Origin of the sequence: Nocardiopsis xinjiangensis YIM 90004 (assembly GCF_000341145.1) — a bacterium.
Lineage (GTDB): Bacteria > Actinomycetota > Actinomycetes > Streptosporangiales > Streptosporangiaceae > Nocardiopsis > Nocardiopsis xinjiangensis.
Window position 1 is genome coordinate 1 of record NZ_ANBE01000064.1, and the last position, 23,246, is coordinate 23,246.

At 71.4% G+C, this 23,246-nt stretch carries 20 protein-coding genes; 9 read left to right on the forward strand and 11 right to left on the reverse strand.

The window, feature by feature from the left end; all coding sequences use genetic code 11:
- Positions 1-127: 127 nt before the first annotated feature.
- The 7 genes from D473_RS0123295 to D473_RS0123325 all read right to left on the reverse strand — a co-directional run bounded on the left by D473_RS0123295 (position 128) and on the right by D473_RS0123325 (position 9,725).
- Positions 128-1,141 (reverse strand): ABC transporter permease, encoded by a 1,014-nt coding sequence (locus tag D473_RS0123295; protein WP_017611448.1) that lies wholly within the window; start codon positions 1,139-1,141, stop codon positions 128-130.
- Positions 1,142-1,414: 273 nt separating this feature from the next.
- Positions 1,415-3,220 carry an ABC transporter substrate-binding protein gene (locus tag D473_RS0123300; RefSeq protein WP_026127243.1) on the reverse strand — a complete coding sequence of 602 codons (1,806 nt, stop codon included), beginning with the start codon at positions 3,218-3,220 and terminating at the stop codon, positions 1,415-1,417.
- A gap of 69 nt (positions 3,221-3,289) precedes the next feature.
- Positions 3,290-4,315, reverse strand: coding sequence for an ABC transporter permease (locus tag D473_RS0123305; protein WP_017611450.1), 1,026 nt, complete (start codon positions 4,313-4,315; stop codon positions 3,290-3,292).
- A 98-nt stretch (positions 4,316-4,413) separates the two neighbouring features.
- A complete protein-coding gene (locus D473_RS0123310) occupies positions 4,414-6,087 on the reverse strand; it encodes an ABC-F family ATP-binding cassette domain-containing protein (protein ID WP_017611451.1) in 1,674 nt (557 codons plus the stop codon).
- 245 nt (positions 6,088-6,332) lie between these two features.
- Positions 6,333-8,036: a glucose-6-phosphate isomerase gene (gene pgi, locus D473_RS0123315; RefSeq protein ID WP_017611452.1), complete on the reverse strand. Its 1,704-nt coding sequence runs from the start codon at positions 8,034-8,036 to the stop codon at positions 6,333-6,335.
- A gap of 34 nt (positions 8,037-8,070) precedes the next feature.
- Complete coding sequence (locus tag D473_RS0123320; RefSeq protein ID WP_017611453.1) at positions 8,071-8,892, reverse strand: ion transporter; 822 nt, start codon at positions 8,890-8,892, stop codon at positions 8,071-8,073.
- A gap of 131 nt (positions 8,893-9,023) precedes the next feature.
- The gene (locus tag D473_RS0123325; protein WP_017611454.1) at positions 9,024-9,725 is read right to left on the reverse strand and encodes a FadR/GntR family transcriptional regulator; all 702 of its coding nucleotides are present in this window, start codon (positions 9,723-9,725) and stop codon (positions 9,024-9,026) included.
- A gap of 211 nt (positions 9,726-9,936) precedes the next feature.
- Between D473_RS0123325 and D473_RS0123330 the strand changes: the two genes are divergently transcribed.
- The 4 genes from D473_RS0123330 (at position 9,937) to D473_RS0123345 (ending at position 14,547) form a co-directional block, all read left to right on the forward strand.
- Positions 9,937-10,704: a (Fe-S)-binding protein gene (locus tag D473_RS0123330; protein ID WP_017611455.1), complete on the forward strand. Its 768-nt coding sequence runs from the start codon at positions 9,937-9,939 to the stop codon at positions 10,702-10,704.
- Positions 10,701-12,128, forward strand: coding sequence for a lactate utilization protein B (locus D473_RS0123335; protein ID WP_017611456.1), 1,428 nt, complete (start codon positions 10,701-10,703; stop codon positions 12,126-12,128). The genes D473_RS0123330 and D473_RS0123335 overlap by 4 nt, the downstream gene beginning before the upstream one ends.
- The gene (locus D473_RS0123340; protein ID WP_017611457.1) at positions 12,125-12,769 is read left to right on the forward strand and encodes a LutC/YkgG family protein; all 645 of its coding nucleotides are present in this window, start codon (positions 12,125-12,127) and stop codon (positions 12,767-12,769) included. The genes D473_RS0123335 and D473_RS0123340 overlap by 4 nt, the downstream gene beginning before the upstream one ends.
- Positions 12,770-12,954: 185 nt before the next feature.
- Positions 12,955-14,547, forward strand: coding sequence for a hypothetical protein (locus D473_RS0123345; RefSeq protein WP_017611458.1), 1,593 nt, complete (start codon positions 12,955-12,957; stop codon positions 14,545-14,547).
- Between the two features lie 30 nt (positions 14,548-14,577).
- Here D473_RS0123345 and D473_RS0123350 read toward each other — a convergent pair whose 3' ends face one another.
- Complete coding sequence (locus D473_RS0123350; RefSeq protein WP_026127244.1) at positions 14,578-15,033, reverse strand: GNAT family N-acetyltransferase; 456 nt, start codon at positions 15,031-15,033, stop codon at positions 14,578-14,580.
- A 521-nt stretch (positions 15,034-15,554) separates the two neighbouring features.
- Between D473_RS0123350 and D473_RS28280 the strand changes: the two genes are divergently transcribed.
- The 5 genes from D473_RS28280 (at position 15,555) to D473_RS0123375 (ending at position 21,186) form a co-directional block, all read left to right on the forward strand.
- Entirely contained in the window at positions 15,555-15,710 is a 156-nt protein-coding gene (locus D473_RS28280; protein ID WP_017611460.1) for a hypothetical protein, read from the forward strand.
- 54 nt (positions 15,711-15,764) lie between these two features.
- Positions 15,765-17,378 carry a PD-(D/E)XK nuclease family protein gene (locus tag D473_RS0123360; RefSeq protein WP_017611461.1) on the forward strand — a complete coding sequence of 538 codons (1,614 nt, stop codon included), beginning with the start codon at positions 15,765-15,767 and terminating at the stop codon, positions 17,376-17,378.
- 1,073 nt (positions 17,379-18,451) lie between these two features.
- Complete coding sequence (locus D473_RS28285; protein ID WP_017611463.1) at positions 18,452-18,610, forward strand: hypothetical protein; 159 nt, start codon at positions 18,452-18,454, stop codon at positions 18,608-18,610.
- 65 nt (positions 18,611-18,675) lie between these two features.
- Positions 18,676-19,458 carry an SDR family NAD(P)-dependent oxidoreductase gene (locus D473_RS0123370; protein WP_017611464.1) on the forward strand — a complete coding sequence of 261 codons (783 nt, stop codon included), beginning with the start codon at positions 18,676-18,678 and terminating at the stop codon, positions 19,456-19,458.
- Between the two features lie 288 nt (positions 19,459-19,746).
- Positions 19,747-21,186, forward strand: coding sequence for a hypothetical protein (locus D473_RS0123375; protein ID WP_017611465.1), 1,440 nt, complete (start codon positions 19,747-19,749; stop codon positions 21,184-21,186).
- A 210-nt stretch (positions 21,187-21,396) separates the two neighbouring features.
- On the opposite strand, the gene D473_RS0123380 is transcribed toward D473_RS0123375, so the two are convergent.
- The 3 genes from D473_RS0123380 to D473_RS0123390 all read right to left on the reverse strand — a co-directional run bounded on the left by D473_RS0123380 (position 21,397) and on the right by D473_RS0123390 (position 22,931).
- Positions 21,397-21,822 carry a YchJ family protein gene (locus D473_RS0123380; protein ID WP_026127245.1) on the reverse strand — a complete coding sequence of 142 codons (426 nt, stop codon included), beginning with the start codon at positions 21,820-21,822 and terminating at the stop codon, positions 21,397-21,399.
- A gap of 92 nt (positions 21,823-21,914) precedes the next feature.
- Entirely contained in the window at positions 21,915-22,091 is a 177-nt protein-coding gene (locus D473_RS27805) for a hypothetical protein (RefSeq protein WP_017611467.1), read from the reverse strand.
- 123 nt (positions 22,092-22,214) lie between these two features.
- On the reverse strand, positions 22,215-22,931 hold the full coding sequence (locus D473_RS0123390; RefSeq protein ID WP_017611468.1) for a DUF4352 domain-containing protein: 717 nt from the start codon (positions 22,929-22,931) through the stop codon (positions 22,215-22,217).
- Positions 22,932-23,246: the final 315 nt, after the last annotated feature.

The window sequence follows — 23,246 nt, forward strand, 5'->3', positions numbered from 1 at the left end:
CCCCCGAACCGCATGGACGTCCTCGGCATCCATGATCGGAAAGGTCACCCGCAGGTCCTCGACACGGACGACGGGGGCGCCGCCGGGCTCCGATGCGCTCATGGTCGGCCTCTCCGATGGGTACCGGTCAGCCGTGGACTCGGACACGGGGATCGATCAACGGGTAGAACAGGTCGACGATCAGATTGCTGACCACGATGAAGAACGCCCCGAACAGGGTCACCCCGAGGATCACCGGAAGGTCGCTCTGGGTGATGGCCTGCACGGCGTAGCGGCCGATGCCGTTCAGGGAGAAGACCTGTTCGGTCAGGACCGCGCCGCCCAGCACCAGCCCCAGGTCGAGGCCGAAGATCGTGACGATGGGGGTGAGGGTGGGGCGCAGGGCGTGCTTGAAGATGACCTTGCGTTCGCTGAGGCCCTTGGCGCGCGCGGTGCGGATGTAGTCCTCGCTGAGCGTCTCGAGCATGCCCGCCCGGGTCTGGCGTGCGTACATCGCCGCGTGCAGGAACGCCAGGGTCAGCCACGGCAGCACCATGCCTTCCGCCCAGGCCATGGGGGCCTCGGTGAGTGGCACGTAGATCGGTGTGTCGAAAAGCCCCCAGGCGTGCACGAGGAAGGCCAGCGACAGCAGACCGGTGAAGAAGATCGGCAGGGACACCCCGGCCAGGGCCACGGCCATCGCGATCCGGTCGAAGAGGCTGCCCTTCCAGACCGCGGAGACCACCCCGACGGCGATCCCGCCGACCAGCCAGAGGAGGCCGGCGCCGATGGCCAGGGAGGCCGTCACCGGCAGGCGGGCGAGGATCTCGGGGAAGACCTCCTGGTAGGTCTGGAAGGAGTAGCCGAAGCAGGGCGCCGCGCACTCGAGCGTCTCGCGCCCGAACCGGTACTCGGCTCCGAAGAGGATGCCGCGCAGGAACTCTCCGAACTGCACCGCGACGGGCTGGTCCAGTCCCAGGCGTTCGATGGTGGCCCGGATCGCCTCGGGGGTGGGCGCGCGTCCGACATACATCGTGGCCAGCTGTTCGGTGGTGCGGCCCGCCCAGCGCGGCACCACGTAGAAGATGGCGAAGGTGACCATGGTGACCACGGCCAACAGCAGAAGACCGGCGCCGAGGCGGCGCAGGATGTAGGTCAGCACGGCGCGCTTTCTCTCTCGGGTGCGGGAGGTACGGTGACCGGCCCGGAGAGCGGGGCGGCCCTCCACCGCCACGAATGTAACTCAGAGTATTCGACTGATCACCACCACGCGCCGTACCTCGTGTCTCGCCTCCGCTCTCCTGGCGCTCGGTCTGCCCTGCCCCGTACCGGGCCCGTGGAGGGTTGGTACCGACGGCCGGCCCCGTATGGACCGGGACGTTGATTTTCGGCATGGCCAGCGTGGGGCACCGGGCTCTTCCCCGCCCGCGGTCTCCTACTCCCGGGTGGTGCCCAGCGCCATGTAGTCGTACATCGAGTACCCCGCGTGGTAATAGACGTTGGTCAGGTGCGGCGGGCGGTACATGACGGTGCGTTCGAAGATCACCGGCAGGATCGCCGCCTGTTCCATGGCCCGCTCGTCGATCTGCGCGTAGATCGAGGCGCGCTCGTCCGGGTCGGCGATGGTCTGGGCCTCGTCGAACCAGTCGTTGATCTGCGGATCGTCGAGCTCGGACACGTTGGAGTTGCCGGCCTGCTGGATGGCGTCCCCGTCCAGGATCTTGCTCATGAACCCGTATCCGCCGGCCCAGTCGGGAGCCCAGCCGTAGACGGTCAGTCCGAGGTCGTTGTTCTGCACGAAGTCGGGCGAGCCGGCCTGGGTGTTGGTGTAGGAGTCCGACGGGTACTGCTGGATCTCGGTCTCGATGCCCACCCGCGACAGGGACTGCTGCAGTGCTTCGGCGGTGCTGACGTCGGCGGGCCGGTCGGAGCGGGTGCCGATGGTGGTGCTGAACCCGTCCGGTCGGCCGCACTCCTGCAGTTTCTCGCGCGCCGCCTCCAGGTCGCCGGTGTTGTCCTGGGAGGGGTACGGGTCGATGCTCTGGTCGGATCCGGGCAGGGAGGGCGGCATGATCTGGGTGGCGATGTCGCCGCCGGTGTCGCCGCCCCAGGCCCGCTGCAGGGCGTCCCGGTCGGCCGCATGCAGGACCGCTTCGCGGCATGCGGCGTCGTCGAGCGGTTCCATGACGGTGTTGACGTTGAAGTAGCGCAGGGTGCTGGTCTGCGGGTTGTCGACGTCGGGGCGCCGGCTCTCGTCGGTGATGAGCGTGCCCTTCATCGCTGGACCCACGCCGGCACCGGCCAGGTCCACGTCGACGCCGCCGTTGACCAGGCGCTGGTCGATCTCGTTCTGTTCCACACCGATCTCCAACTCGACCCGGTCGGGCAGGGCCGGACGCAGGTCGTCGGTCTCGGCGTCCCACTCCTGGTTTCGTTCCAGGTCGAGCGCGACACCGGGGCGGTAGTCCTCGGCGAACTTGTAGGGCCCCGAGGAGACCACACGGTTCTGGTACTGCTCGCCCTGGTCGGCGTCGGCCGGTACCGGCGCGGTCTGGGGCTGGATGAGGACGTAGGGGAACTCCGAGAACGGTTCGTCGAGGTGGAAGACCAGGGTGCGGTCGTCGGGGGTCTCGATACCGCCGAAGCCCTCCAGCGGGTCGCCCTCGTCGGCGTAGGGCCCTTCGTAGCCGTCGCTGTCGGCGAGCAGGTCCGCGAAGTACTTGGGCCCGTTGGGCAGGGCCTGGTCGCCGAAGTTGGACCGGGCGATGGCGTACTTGACGTCCTCGGAGGTGATCCGGGACCCGTCCTCGAAGCGCAGCCCGTCCTTGAGGCGCACGGTCCACTCGGTGGAGTCGTCGTCGGACTCGGGCAGTTCCTCGGCCATGTCCGGCACGAGTTCGGTGCCCTCCTCACCGGGTTCCTGGTCGTAGGACAGCAGCGTGCGCGCGTAGTAGCGGCTGAAGTTCCAGCTGAAGGCGTAGTAGGTGTTGCCGGGGTCGGGAGAGTCGAAGTCGGCGGCCAAGGCGTAGCGCAGCGTTCCTCCCCTCTCGTCGGAGGGGTTGACCACAGCGCTCTCGCCGTCGTTGAACTCGCCCTCGCCCTCCTGGTTCCCCGAGTTGTCACCGCCGCAGGCCGAGAGCAGCACGACCAGGGCGCTCGCGGCCGCCAACGGAGCACTCGCCCGCCCGGCGGGCGGGTCTGTTCGGCGCGGTAGCGCGCGTGTGACGTGGTGAGTACTCACCTTGCCTCCTGATCGGTTGTCCCTGCGTGGTTCGTGCGGCGACCGGCCGGGCCCGTGGACACCGGCCGCTCAGTCGGAGGAGCGCGGGTCGAAGGCGTCGCGCAGCCCGTCACCGAAGAGGTTGAAGGCGAGCACGGTGAGGAAGATGGCCAGGCCGGGGACGATCACGAAGTGCGGTGAGGTGGTGTAGAACCGCAGCGCGTTCTCGAGCATGCCGCCCCAGGTGGCCATGGGCGGGTTGATCCCCACACCGAGGAAGCTCAGCGCGGCCTCGAAGAGGATGTTGGTGGGGATCAGAAGCGTCGAGTACACGAGGATCGGCGTCACCAGGTTGGGCAGGATCTCCCGGAAGACGATGTGTGCGCTGCCGGCACCGAGGCTGCGCGAGGCCTCCACGAACTCGCGTTCGCGCAGCGTGAGGGTCTGGCCGCGCACGATCCGGCCGATGTAGGGCCAGTTGAAGAAACCGATGATGAAGACCAGGACACCGATGCGCAGGTCGTTGCCCTGCAGGCCGAAGGCACCGTCGGGGATGACGCCGACCAGGGCGATGGCGAACAGCAGGAGCGGGAAGGCCAGGAAGATGTCCATGGCCCGGCTGATGGCGGTGTCGATCCAGCCGCCGAAGTAGCCGGCGACGACACCGAGCACGGTCCCGATGGCCACGCACACGAGGGTGGCGATGGTGGCCACGAGCAGTGAGGTACGTGCACCGTGGACGATGCGGCTGAACAGGTCGCGGCCGTTGACGGGTTCGACACCGAGCAGGTGTTGGGTGCTGATGCCGCCCCAGGGGTCCAGGCCCAGGGCAGGTTGGTCGGGGTCCTGGAGCACGCCCCCGGTGAGCGGGTCGATGAGCTCTTGGTCGAACTGGTTGGGCGGGTACCCGAACCAGGCGGTGAGCAGGGGCGCGAACAGAGCGGCGAGGATGAGCAGGACGACGACCACACCGCCGGCCATGCCGACCCGGTCCCGGCGGAAGCGCTGCCAGGCGATCTGTCTCAGGGACCGGCCGGCCGCGCCCCGCGTCCCTGACGCGAGGGATTCGGGGGCGGCGTTCTGGGAGGACTCCGGCGCGTCCAGCGGCGTGGTCATGTACCGGAAGACCCCCGTTCACAACTTTGCGCAATCTTCTGGACACCGAGAGTTTGCACGAGGTGTCCGGGGGTTTCCAGCGTCCGCGCCGGTACCGCTCAGGGGCCGGCGGCCGTGCAGCCGTCGACCAGGCGCAGTTGCCTGCCCTCCCAGTTCCGGCGCAGCCACCGGTCGTGCGAGGCGACCACGACGGCGCCGGGTGCGGTGCCCAGGGCCTCCTCCAGCTCCTCGGCCAGTGACAGCGACAGGTGGTTGGTGGGCTCGTCCAGCAACAGGACGCCGGGCGCGTGGCCCACGAGCATGGCCAGGGCCAGGCGGCGGCGTTGGCCCACGCTGAGCAGGCCCACCGGCCGGTCCTGGTCGCGCGGGGCGAGCAGCCCCAGGTCGACCAGTCGTGGGGCGTCGGCGCGTCCGGCGTTGAGTGCGTCGTAGAGCGAGCGCGGGGTGCGTTCGGGGTCGGTGAACCCTACGTCCTGTTCCAGCAGGGCCACGGTGGCACCGCGGCCCCAGGTCACCTCGCCCTTGGCGGGGGTGAGGCGGCGGGCCAGGGTGTACAGGAGTGTGGACTTGCCCGCCCCGTTCGGGCCGGTGACGAGCAGGCGCCCGTCGGCGGGCACGTCGAGGTGGGGCATCCGCAGGCGCCCGGGTACCTCGACACCGCGCAGCATCAGGGCCTGTCCCTGCACCGTGGCGGGTCTGCCGGTCAGGTGCCCGGAGAAGGACAGCTTGCGCGGCGGTTTGCGCACCTGCTCGCGTGCGAGCTCCGCCAAGCGCCCGCGGGCGTCGCGCACCCGGCGCGAGACCTGCTGCTGCACCCGCTCGCCGAGGAGGTCGTAGCCCATCTTGTTCTTGTCCTTGGGCCCGCGGTCGTGGCCCACGTTGCGCGCGGTGGTGCGCACCGATTCCCGCAGGGCCTTCAACCGGTCCTGTTCGTTGCGGTGGCGCTGTTCCCAGCGTTCGCGCTCGAGCTGTTTCTCGCGCAGGTAGTAGGTGTAGGCGCCCCCGTAGTGGACGGGTCCGTCCACGGCCGGGTCGAGGTCGACCAGACCGGTGCAGACCGCGTCCAGGAAGACGCGGTCGTGGCCGGCCAGCACCACCAGGCCGGGCAGATCGCGCAGGTAACCCTCGAGGAACTCCGAGGCGGTGTCGTCGAGGTGGTTGGTGGGCTCGTCCAGGAGCAGGGCGCGCGGGCGCCGGATGAGCAGCGCGGCCAGGGCCAGGCGGGCGCGTTGGCCGCCCGACATCCGCGCCACGGTGCGGCCGCTGCCCAGGCCCTGGATCCCCAGCCCGGCCACGACGAGGTCGGCGCGCCGGTCGGCGTCCCAGACCTCGAGGCGTTCGGCTTCGGCCAGGAGCTCGGCGTACTCGGCCAGGACCCGTTCATCGCCGGGGGCGGTGTTCATGGCCTCGGCGCTCAGCGCCAGGCGCCGTTCCGCCTCGCGGGCGGGCGCGAGCGCGTCCTCGACGACCTCACCCAGGGTGGCCCGGGGCCCGTAGGGCAGTTCCTGGTGCAGGAACCCGGTGTCGGCGGGGCGTTCGACGCTGCCGGCGTCGGGGTCCTCCGAACCGGCGAGCAGGCGCAGGAGTGTGGATTTGCCGGCACCGTTCTCCCCGACCAGGCCCAGGCGTTGGCCGGGTGCCACGTCGAGGCCGAACCCGTCCAGGACCACGTGGCCGCCGTAGGCGCGGGACAGGTCGCGGGCGCGCAGTGACGCGGCGCCGGTGGGAGCTGATGTGGTGTGTGCATTCACGGTGGGACCACCCTTCGTCATGGGTGGGCCTCGATGCGCGCAGGTGTCGCCGGTGGCGGTCCGCCGGAGCGAGGGTGTCGCCGACATCGAGACCGCACCACGGGCTGAGGCTGTGGCTCGCCGAGCGGGGGTCGGCTCCAGCCTCTCCGGGCGAGCCCCGCACACTCGGGCGATCGGTCTCGATGTCAGTTGCGCATTGCTCGTTCAGGTTACCGCCACTGGGCGCAGGCGCACAAAGGTTTTTCGCCCACCGCCCCGGAACACACTCACCGGCGGTGGCGCATCCGCCGGTACTGCTCGACCAGGGAGGCGGTGGAGGCGTCCAGGCCGGGCACGTCCTCACCGTCGGTGAGGGCGGGTTCGACGCGCTTGGCCAGGACCTTGCCGAGCTGGACCCCCCACTGGTCGAAGGAGTTGACGTTCCACACCGCGCCCTGCACGAACACCTTGTGCTCGTAGAGGGCGACGAGCTGGCCCAGCACCGCGGGGGTGAGCTGTTCGGCCAGGATCGTGGTGGTGGGGCGGTTTCCGGGGAAGGTGCGGTGCGGTACCAGGTGGGCGGGCACCCCTTCGGCGGCGACCTCTTCGGCGGTGCGGCCGAAGGCCAGGGCCTGGCCCTGCGCGAAGAGGTTGGCCATGAGCAGGTCGTGCTGGCCGTGCAGGTGCTCGGGCAGGTCGGGTCCGGGGCGGGCGAAACCGATGAGGTCGGCGGGCACGAGGCGGGTGCCCTGGTGCAGGAGCTGGAAGTAGGCGTGCTGGCCGTTGGTGCCGGGCGTGCCCCAGACCACGGGGCCGGTGTTCCAACCGACCGGACGCCCGTCGCGTTGGACGGACTTGCCGTTGGACTCCATGTCGAGCTGTTGCAGGTAGGCGGGAAAACTCCCCAAGTGGTGGCTGTAGGGCAGCACGGCGTGCGTGTGGGCATCGTGGAATCCGCTGTACCAGACCCCCAGCATCCCGAGCAGGAGCGGCAGGTTGGCTTCGGCGGGTGCGGTGGCGAAGTGCTCGTCCATGAGGTGGAAACCCCGGAGCATGTCGCGGAAGCGCTCGGGGCCCACGGCGATCATGAGCGGGAGCCCCACGGCCGAGTCGTAGGAGTAGCGGCCCCCGACCCAGTCCCAGAACTCGAACATGTGGGATGTGTCGATACCGAAGCGGGCGACCTCGTCGGCGTTGGTGGAGACCGCGACGAAGTGGCGGGCCACGGCCTCGTCGTCGCCCTCCCGGCCCAGCGCCTGCAGCAGCCAGCGCTTGGCCTCGGTGGCGTTGGTGATCGTCTCCTGGGTGGTGAAGGTCTTGGAGGCGACCACGAACAGGGTCGTGGCGGGGTCGGCGTCGATGAGGGCCTCGTGCAGATCGGAGCCGTCGACGTTGGAGACGAAACGAAACTCCAGGCCTCGGTCGGTGTAGGGGCGCAGCGCCTCGTAGGCCATGGCCGGGCCCAGGTCGGACCCGCCGATACCGATGTTGACCACGCGTGTGATGGCGCGCCCGGTACGGCCGAGCCAGGTGCGGGCGCGGATCTGCTCGGCGAAGCCGGCCATGTGGTCCAGGACCCGGTGGACCTCGGGGACCACGTTCCGGCCCTCGTCGCGGACCACGGACTCGCGGGGGGCACGCAGCGCGGTGTGCAAGGCCGCGCGGTCCTCGGTGACGTTGATGTGTTCACCGTTCAGCATGGCGTCGCGCAGCTCGGCCACCCGGGTGGCGCGGGTGAGGTCGGTCAGCAGGCGCCAGGTCTGCTCCGTCACGAGGTTCTTGGACAGGTCGACGTGCAGGTCGCCCACGCGCAGGCTGTTGCGGTCCACGCGCTCGGGGTCGGAGTCGAACAGCTCGCGCAGGTGGGTGGAGCCCAGCCGGGAGCGGTGCCCCTCCAGGGCCTTCCACTCCTCCCGGCGGTCCAGTGCGATGGCGGCCTCTGCCCGGTCACCGGTCGCTTCGGCGCGGGGCAGAGGTGTGCTGGCAGACATCCGATCGCTCCTGTCCGTACGGCTGAACTTACCCCTAGCCTTCCACAGAAGCGCGTTCCCGGCGTAGGGTCTCGACCTCGGTGCGCAGCGATCGCAGTTCCTCCAGGATGAGGTCCTGGGTGGTCTCGTCCTGGGGCCCGCGGGGGTCGCGCAGGTCGGGGGTGTGGCCGGTCCCGCCGTCGGCTCCGTTGAGGGCTTCCACAGCCACAGCGATGAACAGGTTCAGGGCGATGAGGGTGGACACCAGCACGAAGACGGCGAAGAAGACCCACGCGTAGGGCTGGTGGGCCATGACGTCGTCGGCGATGCCGGACCAGCCGTCGGCGGTGAAGATCTGGAAGAGCGTGAACAGGGACGTGCCCAGGTCACCGAAGTGTTTCGGGGTGTGGGCGCCGAAGAGTTCGGTGGAGATGACCGCCGACACGTACAGCAGCAGTAGGACCAGAACCATGATGGAGGCCATGCCGGGCAGCGCACGGAAGAGGCCGGCCACGACGTGGCGCAGCGCGGGCACGACCGTCACCAGGCGCAGCACCCGCAGGACCCTGAGCACGCGCAGGACGGAGAAGGGACCGCTGGTCGGGACGAGGGCGATGCTGACGACGACGAGGTCGAACCAGCTCCAGGGGTCCCTGAAGAAGCGGGTGCGGTAGGCGAAGAGCCTGAGCATCAGCTCGGTGACGAACACGGCCAGGATGACCCGGTCGATGCGCATGAGGACGTCGCCGTGGGCGGCCATGATGCGCGATGAGGTCTCGCAGCCGAGGATGACGGCGTTGACGAGGATCAACGAGATGACGACGGCCTGGAACCAGGAGGCCTCGACGATCCTGCGGGCGCCTTCGCGTACGGTCACTGCTCCTGGGACTCCGTTCGGGGTTGGTTCGAGGGCGGTCGAATCTTACAGTCGGTCGCCGACATCGACGACGTGACAGTGGATTCGGACGCCGGAACCCCTCGGGCCCGGGCTCGGTGCTGGCCCCGGTCTCAGCCGGCCGGGGTCTGGAGTCCGGCACGCAACCAGCGCTCCACCCGCATCACGTGGGCCGTGGCGGCGGCGCGGGCGGCGTCGGGGTCGCGGGCCAGGAGCGCCTCGTGGATGCGGTGGTGGTCCTCGCGGAGTTTTGCGGTGAGCCCGGCCTCGCGGTACCCGCTCCAGACGCGGGCATGGAAGCTCGCGGAGCTGAGGCCGTCGCTGACCGCGACGAGGGTGGCGTTGCCGGTGGCGGCGACGATCGCCCGGTGGAAACCGAGGTCGGCGGAGACGGTGCCCTCCTCACCGTCGATGTCCTCCAGCAGGGTGCCGATGTGGGCGATCTGCTCGTCGTCGGCGCGGGCGGCGGCCAGGGCGGTGGCGGCGGGTTCGAGCATGCGGCGTACCTGGAGGACCTCCAGGAGGGTGGCGCCCTGGGAGACCTCGGCCAGGACGGAGAAGGTCTCCAGCAGGTCGGCGGGGCGCAGGGCGGTGACGTAGACGCCGGCGCCGTGGCGTGATTCCAGGACGCCCAGGGTGATGAGCGCGCGGATGGCCTCGCGCATGGAACTGCGGGAGACCCCGAGGTCGGCCGCCAGGTCGCGTTCGGTGGGCAGGCGGTCGCCGGGGCCGAAGTCGCCGTCGGCGATCCGGCGTTTGATCTCCTCGACGGCCCTCTGGGTCACGGGGGTGCGCCGGGCGTCGAGGTCGGTCACGGGGTCTCCAGGTGTCGTCGGCCGGTTGGGCGCGCCGGGGGTGGGAACCATCGTGACAGTTTCTCACCTACCACTCTAAGAGATCATACCAATTCTCCTCCACTGCCCAGAGAATACCCAGGAACCACTTGGAACCGGGAATACTCGTTGCGCCGCCCTCTGCCTCGTGCCAGGGTGGTCCGACCACTAATGGGTGGAATGAAGGAGGAACATGCGGATCGCGCTGTTCATCACCTGTGTCAACGACACACTGTTCCCCGACACCGGGCGGGCCGTGGTCGATCTGCTGGAGCGGCTGGGGCACGAGGTGCTCTTCCCCCAGGGACAGACCTGTTGCGGGCAGATGCACTACAACACCGGGTACCGCCGCCCGGCCACGAAGTTCGCGGTGCGCTTCGTGCAGACCTTCGACGGTGCCGACGCGGTGGTGGTCCCCTCGGCCTCGTGCGCGGCCATGGTCCGCGAGCACTATCCGCGGCTGGGGCAGAGCGGTAGCCGCCTCTCCCGCAAGGGCGCCGATCTGGCTCCGCGCGTGTACGACCTGACCGAACTGCTCGTGGACGTGCTCGGCGTGACCGACGTGGGTGCCTATTACCCGCACCGGGTCGCTTATCCCCCCACCTGCCACGGGCTGCGGATGCTCGGTCTGGGTGATCGCCCCTACCGCCTGCTGCGCGCTGTGCGCGGCCTCGACCTGGTGGAGGTCGACCGGCCCGGCGAGTGCTGCGGCTTCGGCGGCACCTTCGCGGTCAAGAACGGCGACGTCTCCTCCGCGATGGGTGCCGACAAGGCCCGCCACGCCGTCGACACCGGGGCGGAAGTGCTGTGCATGGTCGACAACTCCTGCCTGATGCACGTGGGCGGGATCCTGCAGCGCCAGCGCTCGGGGATGCGGGTCGCCCACATCGCCGAGATCCTCGCCCGCACCGAGGCGAGCGAAGCCGCCGTCTCCCCCACCACGGAAGAGGCAAGCCGATGAGTGCGACGTTCCTGGGCATGCCGCCCTTCCCCGAGGCCGCCCACGCGGCCGTCGAGGACTCCCAGCTGCGCCACAACCTGCGCAAGGCCACCCACACCATCCGCGACAAACGCGGCCACGCCGTCGGCGAGCTCGGCGACGACTGGTCCGAGTTGCGCTCCGAGGGCGCCGCGATCAAGGAACACACCCTGCGCCACCTGGACCACTACCTGGAGCAGGTGGAGGAGTCGGTGCAGCGGGCCGGCGGGACGGTGCACTGGGCCTCCGACGCCGCGGAGGCCAACGACATCGTCACCCGCCTGGTGCACGGGACCGGGCAGAGCGACGTGGTCAAGGTCAAGTCGATGGCCACGCAGGAGATCGAGCTCAACCAGGCGCTGGAGCGGGCCGGCATCACCGCTTACGAGACCGACCTGGCCGAGCTCATCGTGCAGTTGGGCGAGGACCTGCCCTCGCACATCCTGGTACCCGCCATCCACCTGGGGCGGGCCCAGATCCGGGAGATCTTCCTGCAGCACATGGCCGAGTGGGGTGTGCCCGCTCCCTCGGGACTGACCGATGACCCGCGTGCGCTGGCCGAGGCCGCCCGCGTCCACCTGCGCGAACGGTTCCTCAAGTCCCGCACCGCGATCTCGGGGGCCAACTTCGTGGTCGCCGACTCCGGGACCCTGGTGGTACTGGAGTCGGAGGGCAACGGACGTATGTGCCTGACCCTGCCCGAGACGCTCATCTCCGTGGTCGGGATCGAGAAGATCGTGCCGACCTTCGAGGACCTGGAGGTGTTCATGCAGCTGCTGCCGCGCTCCTCCACCGGCGAGCGCATGAACCCGTACACGTCGATGTGGAGCGGAGTGACCCCGGGCGACGGACCGCAGGAGTTCCACCTGGTGCTGTTGGACAACGGCCGTACCGACGTGCTCGCCGACACCGTGGGACGCCAGGCACTGAGGTGCATCCGCTGCTCGGCCTGCCTGAACGCCTGCCCGGTCTACGAGCGTACGGGCGGGCACGCCTACGGCTCCGTCTACCCGGGCCCGATCGGCGCGATCCTCACCCCTCAGCTGAAGGGGATGTCCTCGGAGACGGACCGGTCACTGCCGTACGCGTCCTCGCTGTGCGGGGCCTGTTACGAGGTGTGCCCGGTGGCCATCGACATCCCCGAGGTGTTGGTGCACCTGCGCGAGCAGGTCGCGCAAGGGCCCGGGCACACGGGTGAGAAGGCGATGATGGCCGGCGCGGAGGCGGCGCTGTCCTCACCGGCCGCGCTGGAGGCCGCCCAGCGTGCCGCGTCCCTGGGGCGCGGCGCCGTGCCCCGGCACCTGCCCGGAACGGCTTCGGCCTGGACCGACACCCGTTCGGCGCCCGACATCCCGGAGGAGTCCTTCCGCCGGTGGTGGAAGAAACGAGGAGAGGAGCGCCGATGAGCGGTTCCCGAGAGCGTGTGCTGAGCCGGGTCCGTGCGGCCCTGGAGGACGTGCCCGCCGACGAGCCGGCCGAACGCGCCCCCGGCCGCGCCTACGCCGACAACCACAGCGCGGGCCCCACCCTGGACGTGCTCGTGGAGCGGCTGGAGGACTACCGGGCGCTGGTGCACCGTGTGCGCCCCCGGGAACTGGCCGGTCAGGTCGCCGCGGCCCTGCAACGGCGCGGGGCCCGCCGGATCGTGGTGCCCTCCGGGGCGCCCGAGGCGTGGTTCACCGGAACCGGCGTGGAGCGTGTGGTCGATTCCCGGCAGGACCCGCGTTCGTTGAGCGAACTGGACGCGGTGGACGGTGCGGTGACCGGGTGCGCGGTGGCCGTGGCGGAGTCCGGCACCATCGTGCTCGACGGGGAACCCGACCAGGGACGGCGCTCGGTGACCCTGGTTCCCGACTACCACCTGTGTGTGGTGCGGGCCGGCCAGGTCGTGGACGCGGTACCCGAGGCGGTGCGTCTGCTGGAACCGACGCGTCCCCTGACCTGGATCAGCGGCCCCTCGGCCACCAGCGACATCGAACTGGACCGGGTCGAGGGGGTACACGGGCCCCGCACCCTGGAGGTCCTGGTGGTGGCCGGGGACGGGTGAGGCGCCCGGCCGCGGGCACCCGCGCGGTCAGGGGCCGGAACCGGCCCGGAGGCAGAGCCGGCCGCGGGGGTGCCCGTCCTGTTCCCCACGGCCGGGGATATTTTGCCGTTTCTCAGCGCGCGGGGATCGGTCGCCGTTAGTCTGAGTCCGTTTCGGCGACCTTAAACACTTTCGGTGATCACATAATGACTGAGCGCATTTCTTCAGCCGTCCGCTCCTGGCTCGACTGGTCCCGAGGGCTGCACCTGCCCGCGCCACCCGACGCCGACGCCCTCACACTGGTTCTGCATGCCCACCGTGACTGCGGTGCCTCCGACCCCGGCGACTGGACGGTCGAAGACGTGCACGAGGTCGCCGCCGCGGTCCACGGCTACCGGGGCGGTCCCGAAGCTCTGCGGTCGGCCTGGCTGCTGTGGTGCGACCACCTCGTCGAGCGCGGCGAGCTCGCACCGGGGCAGAGCCCGCGCGCACTGCGCCGGGCCGTGGCCGAGGTCGACCTCGTCGAACTGCGGATCCAGGAGGAGGACCCCGACCACACCCTGGAGCCCCTGCTGGACCGCCTCGGGGCCGGCTCCCACCCGGCCGCGGGCCTGCCCGCCGTCGTCGCCGCCCCCGCCGACGAGCTCGACGCCGCCGCGCTGCAGTGCGCCGCCCTGTCCGAGGCCGCCCGTCTGACCGTGTGGGTCGACAGGGGCCGCGACCTGGCGCCCGACACCACACACGACGCATTGTGCGGTGAGGACCTGTTCGCCGCGGCCGACGCTCTGGGCACCGGCGCCGAACAGGTACGGGACAGCTTCACCGTCGCCCGCGAGGCCGGGCTGCTGCGCACCACCTACACACATGTGCTGCCCGGGCCCGCCACCCGGAACTGGGCCGCGCACGTGCCGGGCGCCGTCGCCGACGCCTGGGCCGACGCTCTACCGTCGATGACGGGACTGCGCGGGGTCCTGTCCTACCTGGTGCTCACCGAACTGTTCACCACCGGGACGGCGCACGGACCCGCCGACCTGGCCGCGTCCTGCTCGCTCGGCCCAGCTGCCGATGTCGAGGTGGAGGTGGAGCGAGCACTGTCGGTACTGGAAGGGCTGGGCGCGGTCACCTCGCACGGGGTCGGTGCGCGTGGCGGCCGGGGACCGCTCCGCGGACAGAGGGCACGCCGGATCACACCGCTGGGCGACCACTTCATGGTGCGGCAGCTGAGCAGGGCGGAGGTGCCCGTGCGGGTGCTGCCGCGCATCGACGCGATGTCCGCGGAGCAGGCCCTGGAGGTGGTGATGGGGCACTCGCGCCCCCTGGACACCGAACTCGTGCTGTCGCGCTGGCTCACGCGCCAGGAGGAACAGGGGCGGTTGAGCACGGCGGTCGCGGGGATCTTCGACGCCTGCGCCGGCCCCGGGCAGTGGCACCGGCGGGCCTGCGCCCTCCACCTGCTGCGGCGTTCGGCCACGGACGTGAGCGGACTGCTGCCCTTCCACGTGCACCACCCGGTCGTGGGCGGCTGGGCACGGCGGCTGCGTCCCGGACACACCCCCGACCCCTGCTCCCACCAGGACGTGTGGGCGGTGCTGGACGACCATGCCCTGCTCATGGAGGCCGGGACCGCACCGCCCGAGGACCCCCGTCTGAGCACGCGCGCGCGGGAACTGGTCCGCACGATCGTGCTGAGCGGGCACCCGCGCGCGGCGCACGTGCTGGACCTGCTCGCGGAAGGCTCATGGGGACCGGAAACGGCCCGGGCCGCCGAGAACGCCCGGGCCGCGGAGGCCCTCATGTGAGCCCGGGCCCGCCCCCGGCCGGGCCCGGGCTCACTCCTTGAGGGCGAGGCAGTAGGCCATGAGCCGCACGCCCGGTCTCGGCTCCCGGTCGCGTTCGTGGACCCGCTCGAAACCGCGCGCCCGGTACACGTACTGGGCCGAGACCATCTCCGGGAGCGAGAGCAGCACGAGCCGCGAGACGCTCTCCTCGCGTGCGCGCTCCACCAATGCGTTGACCAGTACTTTGCCCACGCCGCGGCCGCGGGCCTGGGGCGCGACGGCGAAGGCGCGGATCTCGGCCTCGTCGGCCCCGCGCGCGATCTCACTGCGCTCGCTCCAGGGTTCGAACATGATGGTGCCCAGGAGCTGGTCGTCCTCGGCCGCGGCCAACACCTCACCGTGTCCGTCCGTGCCCAGGTCACGAAGGGCCTGTACGTAGTCGGGGTTGGCCTTCAACAGACCGTCGGCCCGGTAGGCGGTCTCACGCAGCGCGCTGACGGCGTTCATCTCATCGGGAAGTACTCGACGCACGATCATGGACGTCATTCAACCTGATCACCCCCGATGTTCCCCGACTTCTCCGCACCCTCGCGCGTGGCTTGCCGAAGTTGTCCACAGGCCCGCCCACGAGCGTGCGATCCGTCGCACCATGGTGGGTAACACGCCCATGCGACGACCGGAGTGTCCGATGGTCTCGACCTGGTTCCCCTCCAACACCGACCGGCTCTTCTCCCTGGCCCGTGACCACCCGCGGGCCCTGGACACCCTGCGTGGATCCCCTGGGCAGGGGTTGCCTCTGCAACGTCTGGTCGTCGATCACCTCAGAAACGAGTACACCGACTATTCGCGCGACCGCAGCGCCCTGAGGCACCGGCAGGCGTGTGAGGCCGTCGCTGCGCGGTTCCCGCACCTGGCCCACGAATGCCGCCTGCAGGTCCGCCGCCGGCACCGCGCGGAACAGGAGGCCGAGTGGCTGCGGCGGCGCTGGGGGCCCNCGGGCGATCTGCCATCTGTCGGTCGGGCAGGCGGTGACGTTCCGGTCGGCACGGAACCACTACGCGGGCACGATCACCGAGGTCGGGCACTCCCGGGTGAGTGTGGCCTACCGGACCCGTACCGGCCGTGACCGCGACAGGGTGCGGCAGATCCACGCCGCCCTCGTGGCTGCGCTCTCCGACCCGTGAGGCCACCGGCGAGCAAACACGATCCGCGCCCCGGGCGCACGGAGGAAGAGCACCGTGTCCGACCGCACCCGCACCCCGCACACCCCGTGTGTGCGCATCCCCGCCGACGTCCTGGGCGCGCGCCCTGGGCACTGCCCCACGCACCGGCGCGCCTCGCTCGACCACACGGTCGAGCACTCCGGCCGTCACAAGCCGGCCCCGCTGTGCACCGACCCGTTCACCGCGCTGGGCGCGGCCCTGGACCTGGTGGAACTCGGCGGCCGCACGATCGAGGAAGCATGCGCGCACCTGCCGCGCCCGGGCGAACGCCCGCACGAGCACCTGGGGACCCCGTTGGCCCCGCTCCACGAGGGGCTGCTCACCTGGGTCGAACACACGGTGCGTACCTGGCTCGGGGCCCTGGAGGAGCTGCAGGGCCCGGTCCGCGTGCCGTGCGCGCAACCGTGGCTGCTCCGGTACCCGCCCCGGTACCGCTCCCCCGGCGCGCGCACCTACGAGGTCCTGGCCCGCGGGCGCGGCTACACGTTCCTGGAGGGCACGGAGCGGGTCCGTGAACTGCGTGTGCCCGTGGCCGGCGCGCCCGCCGACCACGTTCCGGGCCCGGCCGAGGCGGTCGCCGCCCACGTCCTGGCCACCGGCGCCCCGGTCGACCGTGCGGCCATGGGCGCCGAACCCTGGCGCCACCGGGCAGGCCACCCGTTGCCGACCCGCCGGCAGGTGTCCCCGCCGGACCGGGTGCGTGTGCTGCACGTGTCCTGTGCCGACGGCGCCGAGCGGGTCCGGTTCGACGGCACCCCCGCCGAGGCCGAGCAGTTGTACAGCCGACACGGCAGGCCCGCCCTGCGCGCCCTCGCCTCACACGCCGGGGCGCGGGTCCCGGGCCCCGACTGCGCCCCTTGCAAGCTCCACCGGGGCTGCGACGCGCCCGCGCGGGTCCCCGGTCTCCTGGGGTTTCGCGACCGTTCCCGCCCACGGCGCACGTGGTCGGTGGAGACCGGGGTGCGCCACCGCGCCTGCCCCGCCTCGGCCCACCTGCACGACCTCGGCCTCCCCGGGCAGGCGCCTTCCCGCGAGGCCGCCGTGCGCGCCCACCTGGCCCGCGAACACGCCCGCTCGCCGCGCCGGGCCTGCACGCCCCGGCCCGGGTCCGCGGCCGCGGACCCGGGTGTGGCCGCTCTGCTCACGGCCCACACCCGCACCTGCGCCCTGCACGCCGTCACCGCCGGCGCCCCCGTGCACGCAGGGCTGCGGCTGCCGCTGCAGGATCCCCTCGCCGACGTGCTCGTCCTGGCCCGCGTCGATCTGCTCCACCGGGACGAGGGTTCCTGGGTCCAGCGCCAGACCGCGGTCACCGGGACCCCGTCCGGGCCGGACGGAGCCGACCTGCTCACCCGCCATCCCGACCTGGCCCTGTCCGTGCTGCTGTTCGCCTCCGGTGCCATCACCCCCGGCCCCCGCTCCCGGGTGGAACTGGAAAGCCTCACCCCGCAGGGCGCCCGGGTCCACACCTTCGATCCGTTCGCGCCCGGACTGCGCGAGCGCGCCGCCGCGGTGGTCTCCGAGCTCGCCTCCCCGTGGCACCAGGACACCGTGCACGCACCGACCCCGGGCCCCGCGTGCGCCTCCTGCCTCCACCGGCGCTGGTGCCCGGAGTCCCCGGACCCCTGATTCGCGCCTCCCCGCGATCCGGGCTCTTCCAATCCCCGTTTCCCGGCCACACCGGCCTATCGCCTCGCTACCCTCCTGAGCATGACCGACAGCACCACGGACAGCGATGGCCCCACACCACCGGGGTCCAAGCGCATCCAGTACCACCGCCCCGGCCCGGACCTGGCCGCCGCCATGGCGTGCGAACTCTGCGCCGAACAAGGCATCAGCAACCCGCCCGGATGGAACCCCGCGCTGCGTCCGCCGAAAGAGACCCGGTCCACCGGCGAGGAAGCCCCGGCCAAGAAACGCATCCTGCCCATCAACCCCGACCAGTCACAGCTCCTGCGCGATGTGTGGGACCGGGTGATCGAGGACCGTGCCGGGGAGGACCCCGAGAGCCGCATGCTCGCCGTGGCCCTCGCCCTGCGCGCCGCCATCCGCGGGTTCTCGTACGTGCTCGCCCACGACATGAAGATCCTGCGTATCGACAACCCCGAACCGTCGTTGGCGTCCCTGACCTCCTCGGGGTGGCTGGGCTCGACCCCCGAACGCATCCTGGCCGCCGATCCCATGCACCCGGAGATGTGTGACATGCCCTCCTTCCACGGCAATCCGTGGCAGGTGGTGGAGGCCGTGCGCACCCGCGCGTCGGGGTGGTACACCCGCGCCATCAACCACCGCAAGATGCGCAAGAAACCCGCGCGGCTGCGTGTGCTGGGCGCTTACCTGGCTTCCCGGGCCGACCAGGACGGGAACATCTCTCTGCCGGCCGAGCGCATCATCGAGGCGTGCGCGCTCAGCGGCCCGATGGAGTTGGTCGAGCTCCTGGAATGGCTGGTGCGCATCGAGTGGATCACCCGGCCCGATCTCGCTCAGGACCCGGTCGAGGTCTCCCTGACCGAGGTCACCGGTCCGATGGCGCCCACCCCGTACCCGCCGGCCACACCTGCGAAGGTCACCCCCGCCTCGACCCCGCTGGACCGGCCGGGGCAGGAACGCGCCGACNCGCCCTCGTTCTGGGCCGGGAGGCCGAGGTCGCGCGGTGGGTGGGGGCCTACCGTCGAGCGCACGGCCACGGCCCCAGCTGGTCGATGATCTGTGACGAGTTCGGGTGGCCGGCCCGGCGCGCACCCGACCACGACGTCACCGACCGGATCTTCCACCACTTGCGCGAGGAGGAGTGGCTCACCGGTTTCGGGGCTCCCTTCGCCTTGCGTCCCGGCCCCAGCGCACACACGGAGGGGCGCTAGGGTTCACCCCTCGCGCCGGTCCGTAACGGGCAGACCCTGACCGACACAGCACTAGAATTCCGCCCATGCCACCTTCGCCTCACTCCGGCGGGCCGAGCACCGCCCCCGCCCGGCCCCGTACCGTCCTGGTCACCGGTGCGGCCCGCGGCATCGGCCGCGCCGTCGCCACCGCCTTCGCACAGGGCGGCGACCGTGTGATCGCGCACTGGGGCAGCCGCCGTGAGGAGGCCGAGCACACCCTGGCCGGGCTGCCCGGCCGGGGCCACCTCCTGCTCCAGGCCGACCTGTCCGACCCCGACGGTGCCGCGTCCCTGGCCGAGCGGGCCGTGGACCACGCCGGCACCATCGACGTGCTGGTCAACAACGCCGCCGTCAACCTGCCCCAGCCCTTCACCGAGGTCGACCACCAGGAGTGGCGGCGGGTGTGGCGGCACACCATAGACGTCAACGTGTTCGGGGCCGCCGACCTCAGCCACCTCCTCGCCCGGAACATGATCGAGCGCGGTGTGCCGGGGCGCATCGTCAACGTCGGCTCGCGCGGCGCCTACCGGGGCGAACCCGACCACCCGGCCTACGGGGCGAGCAAGGCGGCGCTGCACTCGCTGGGGCAGTCGCTGGCGGTCGCGCTCGCCCCGCACGGAATCGGTGTGGCCTCCGTCGCCCCGGGGTTCGTGGAGACCGAGCGGGTCGCGCACCGTCTCACCGACGCGGTGCGTTCCGACAGTCCCTTCGGGCGTGTGGCCACCCCCGAGGAGGTCGCCGCCGCGGTGCACTACCTGGCTTCACCGGAGGCGGTGTGGTCCTCGGGCACCGTTCTGGACGTCAACGGCGCCTCGCATCTGCGCTGAACACGCGGGGCCGCCTCCCACGCGCGGCCCCGCCGTCCCGCGGCACCCCTGCTCCGGGTTCCGGTCGTCCGGAGCCACCGGCCCCGGACACCCCCATACCCGCCGTTGCCTCCGGTCCACTCTTCCCTCCGGCACGGAAGATCCGCGTGAACCACCGGTTCCTCCCGGTTGGTACGGACCGGCCGCGCACTCGTGCCGAGATGTTCGCCAAAACCGGCCCACCACCGGCCACCGGGGCGATAGAAGTGGAGCTGCCCCGGCGTCACAAGAGACCTCCAGGGAGCGCCAGTGCCTTCTCACCACACCTCGTCCGCCTACCAGCACCGCACCTCGGCACGGCTCGTGGCCCTCCAACCGGAGGAGCTCCTGGTCTTCGAGGCCGCCCACAGCCCCCTGATGGCCGACGCCCTCAACCTCGCCCTGTGGAGCGCGCCCACGACACCGGTCACCCCCGAGTTCATGCCCGAGCTCGCCATGGCGCGCGAGGCCATCGAGGACCTGGGACTGTGGCCGCACGAACTCACCTGCGAGGACAGTCGGACCCTGTGGCTGCAGAGCCTGCGCTCGGCCTCGGAGGCTTCCCGGCTGGCCATCCCCTGGCGCGCCGCCGTACACCTGAACATGATCGACGCCTCGGCCGGTCAGGCCCGCCCCAGCCGGGAACTGGAGGAGCGCTTCGACGAACCCGGCCAGATCATGCACTGGTGGGCGGGGCTCCTCTCCTGGGCCGTCGACGAGTCCGACAAGGTCCTGACCACCGTCGTCCCGGAGGCAGCCGGACCACGCCTGGTCTCCCAGGCCCTGCACAGGCTCTACGAAACGCTCGACGGTTCCCGCTTGTGCCTGGAGGACCTGGTCACCGACGGTCTGGCCGGCAGCGAACACACCGACGCCCTCACCCACCGGCACGCGCAGGAGGCCCTTCTGCCCCTGCTGCAGTGGCTGTCGGAGACCGGGGCCGTGGAGGTGTACCGCCCCGACCCCGCCGCCTGGGGCAACCACGAGCGCGGCGGGTCCTGCGCCGAACACACCCATCTGGTGCACCTGACACCGTTGGGGCGCTTCGGGGTCCGCCACCTGCTGCTCGCGGAAGGTGTGCCCGCCCCGCTCATCGACGACTACGCCGACGTGTCCGCGGAAGCCTTCCTCGACTCCCTGTCCGGCTTCTCCCACGAGGGACGGCTCGTGGCCGTGGACACCTGGATGTCCGCGCGTGAGCCCGCCGAGGCGCTCCGGGAGATCGGTCCCGCCGTCGAGTCGCCCGGCATGGCCCTGCGCCGGGTGCACGCCGCCCGCGCCCTGGACACCGTCAGTTCCGAGCTGCTCGAACGGTTGCGGATGCTCACCCGCACCGCACCCGACCCCGCCGCCGCCATGGCCGGGCACGTCCTGCTCGCGTCGGGGACCCTGGCCGCCGACCAGTACGACAAGGTCCTGCGTGAACAGGGGCCCTGGGCCGCCGTGGACCTGGTGGCCGCCACGGCCCTGGAGGGAGAGGCGGAACTCGCCCGGGCCTTGGCGGACCCCGGGGCCGACGTGCTCACCCTGAGCCTGCGGAGCCTGATCCCCGATTTCGTCGCCTCGGGCCATCCCGCCGCCACCGCGGCGCTGCAGGCCTTGGCCGACCACCATCCCGACCGCCCGACCGCCGACCTCGCACGCCGCTGTGTGCCTCTGCCACCGCCGCGCCTCTGGCGGCGGCGCAGCAGCGGCGGGCCGCCCCAGTAGCCCTGGGACGTATTGCGCAGAAGACCTCCGAGCCCGCAACGGTTCGAGGAACGGCCTGCCCGGGAACGCCGGTCCGCTTCCCTTCCGCGGACCGGCCGGGGCGGCGGNCCCACTTCCGTGCCTGCTGCGCCTGCACCCGGAGCGGGCACGGGAGCCTTCCTCGGGCTTGTGCGGGCCCTTCCGTCCCTGCCGGAGCGCTCGGGCGAGGGTTCAGCGCTCTGTGAGCGCTCCGAGATAGACCCAGGCGCCCTCGTGGCGCACGAAACGGCTGTGCTCTCGCATCTGTCCCGGCCCCGAGGCATCGCGGTAGTGGGCCGCGAACTCCACCGTCCCCTCCCGGTGGAACGGTGTACCCTCCGAGACCGCGAGGATCTCCAGTCCCGTCCACGTGGTCCCGGCGTCCGGCCGCAGGTCGGGCGGGCACGTGTCGGGGTGCCAGCTGCGGCGCAGGTATGCCTGGTCTCCGACGGCGAAGGCGCTGTAGCGCGAGCGCATCAACTGCTCGGCCGTGGAGGCACGGGAGGTGCCCGCGTGCAGGAGGCCGCAGCACTCCGCGTAGGTACGGCCGCTGCCACAAGGGCAGTCGGCGCCGGCTGCGGGAACGGACGGGCTGGTGCGTGAACGGCGTCGCGGCATGTTCCCCATTGTGCCCCGCCCAGGGGCCGCCCGGAGCGGGAGCGCCGGTCCCGGCAGACCCTGGGCGCGGTGTGGACCTGAGGGGGCGGCAGTCATCCCAACAGCTCGAACAGCAGGATCATGAGCCCGATGCCGACCATCGAGAACAGGAGGACCCAGCACCCCACACTGCCGGTCGGTCCCGGATCGCGTGTGGGGCCCCGGTGGATGTCGTTGGCACCCTTACCGCGCCCGGGACGGCGCTTCGATTTCTTCTTGCGGGCGGCCATCGCGCGTTCTCCCCCTTCTCACTCGAACACCTGTGGTCGGTGGAGAGCCTACGGCACCGGACCGGCGGCCTCAGGCCCCGCCTCGACCGGCGCCCGTGTGGCCCGCCCGGCGCCGCGGGCAGGTCACGTCCGGGGTTCGAGCACGGCGTCCCCGCCGATGCGGACCTCGGCGAACTGGGTCCCCTCGGGGGCCGTGAGCACGACGTAGGTCGTCACCGTCTGCCCGGGGTCGATGTCCTCCCAGAAGTAGTCCCAGGCGACGGTCCACTCGGCCTCCTCGTCGTTGGTGAACTCCCGTCCGTCGGTGGTGGTCGCGGTGGTGCCCGCGTTGTCGAAGAGGTCCGGTACGTCGCCTTCGTTGGTGACGTGGAGCCGGTAGATGTGGAACTCCGACCCGTCCGGTGCGGCCTGGCTGGTACCCATCCCGTCGGTGATGGTGGTGTCGGTGTAGGCGGTCTCGCACTCGACCCTGAAGTCCCCCGACCACGTGGAGGTGCCGTCGTAGGCGCTCGGGGGGACCTCGGGCGCCGGTTGCCCGGTGCCTCCGGAAGCACCCTCCTCGGAGGAACGGGTCTGTGAGTCGGGGCCAGGGCCGCTCTCCTCTTCCGGTTCCTGTTCGCCTCGGGGTTCCTCGGATTCGACAGCGGTCGGCGCTCCTTCCCCCGTCCCCGATTCGGGCGCACGCGTCACCAGCATGGTCAGAGCGATCACCGTGGCCAGGCAGAGCACCCCTGCGAGGAAGACGGAGAGGGGCACGGCGACGGCGAGCGCGATCCTGGATGAGCGCCGGTCCGGTCCCTCGCCACCGGAGCCCGGGGCCGGCGTTTGCTGCCCGTTCATATTGACTGTGACACACGTCACTCGCCCGGTATTCCGCGTTTGTGCCTACTTTTCCCGACCCCGCCCCGCGAGTGGGGGTACTCGTGTCGATGACGGGTTCGTCGTCCATGCCTGCCGTTCTTCGCCCAGGGGCCCGGGAGACTCCGAGCAGCCTTGCCTCCGGTGCACTCGGCGGTCCAGCCCCGGGCGCGGGAGGACGGCCGGGCAGGGACTGCGGCCCCGGGACGGGACCGGGCCCGCAGGAGAACGGCCCCGCCGGCAACGGCGGATTCTTGGGGTCCTCGCAACACCTGACGGTCTACGTGGTCGTCAGTA

Coding starts and splice junctions, on each gene's coding strand:
- D473_RS0123305 (WP_017611450.1), bottom strand. CDS start 4,315: ATGACCACGCCGCTGGACGCGCCGGAGTCCTCCCAGAACGCCGCCCCC.
- D473_RS0123340 (WP_017611457.1), top strand. CDS start 12,125: ATGAGCGGTTCCCGAGAGCGTGTGCTGAGCCGGGTCCGTGCGGCCCTG.
- D473_RS0123350 (WP_026127244.1), bottom strand. CDS start 15,033: ATGAACGCCGTCAGCGCGCTGCGTGAGACCGCCTACCGGGCCGACGGT.
- D473_RS27805 (WP_017611467.1), bottom strand. CDS start 22,091: ATGGCCGCCCGCAAGAAGAAATCGAAGCGCCGTCCCGGGCGCGGTAAG.
- pgi (WP_017611452.1), bottom strand. CDS start 8,036: ATGTCTGCCAGCACACCTCTGCCCCGCGCCGAAGCGACCGGTGACCGG.
- D473_RS0123330 (WP_017611455.1), top strand. CDS start 9,937: ATGCGGATCGCGCTGTTCATCACCTGTGTCAACGACACACTGTTCCCC.
- D473_RS0123370 (WP_017611464.1), top strand. CDS start 18,676: ATGCCACCTTCGCCTCACTCCGGCGGGCCGAGCACCGCCCCCGCCCGG.
- D473_RS0123310 (WP_017611451.1), bottom strand. CDS start 6,087: ATGACGAAGGGTGGTCCCACCGTGAATGCACACACCACATCAGCTCCC.
- D473_RS0123335 (WP_017611456.1), top strand. CDS start 10,701: ATGAGTGCGACGTTCCTGGGCATGCCGCCCTTCCCCGAGGCCGCCCAC.
- D473_RS0123380 (WP_026127245.1), bottom strand. CDS start 21,822: ATGCCGCGACGCCGTTCACGCACCAGCCCGTCCGTTCCCGCAGCCGGC.
- D473_RS0123345 (WP_017611458.1), top strand. CDS start 12,955: ATGACTGAGCGCATTTCTTCAGCCGTCCGCTCCTGGCTCGACTGGTCC.
- D473_RS28285 (WP_017611463.1), top strand. CDS start 18,452: ATGATCTGTGACGAGTTCGGGTGGCCGGCCCGGCGCGCACCCGACCAC.
- D473_RS0123390 (WP_017611468.1), bottom strand. CDS start 22,931: ATGAACGGGCAGCAAACGCCGGCCCCGGGCTCCGGTGGCGAGGGACCG.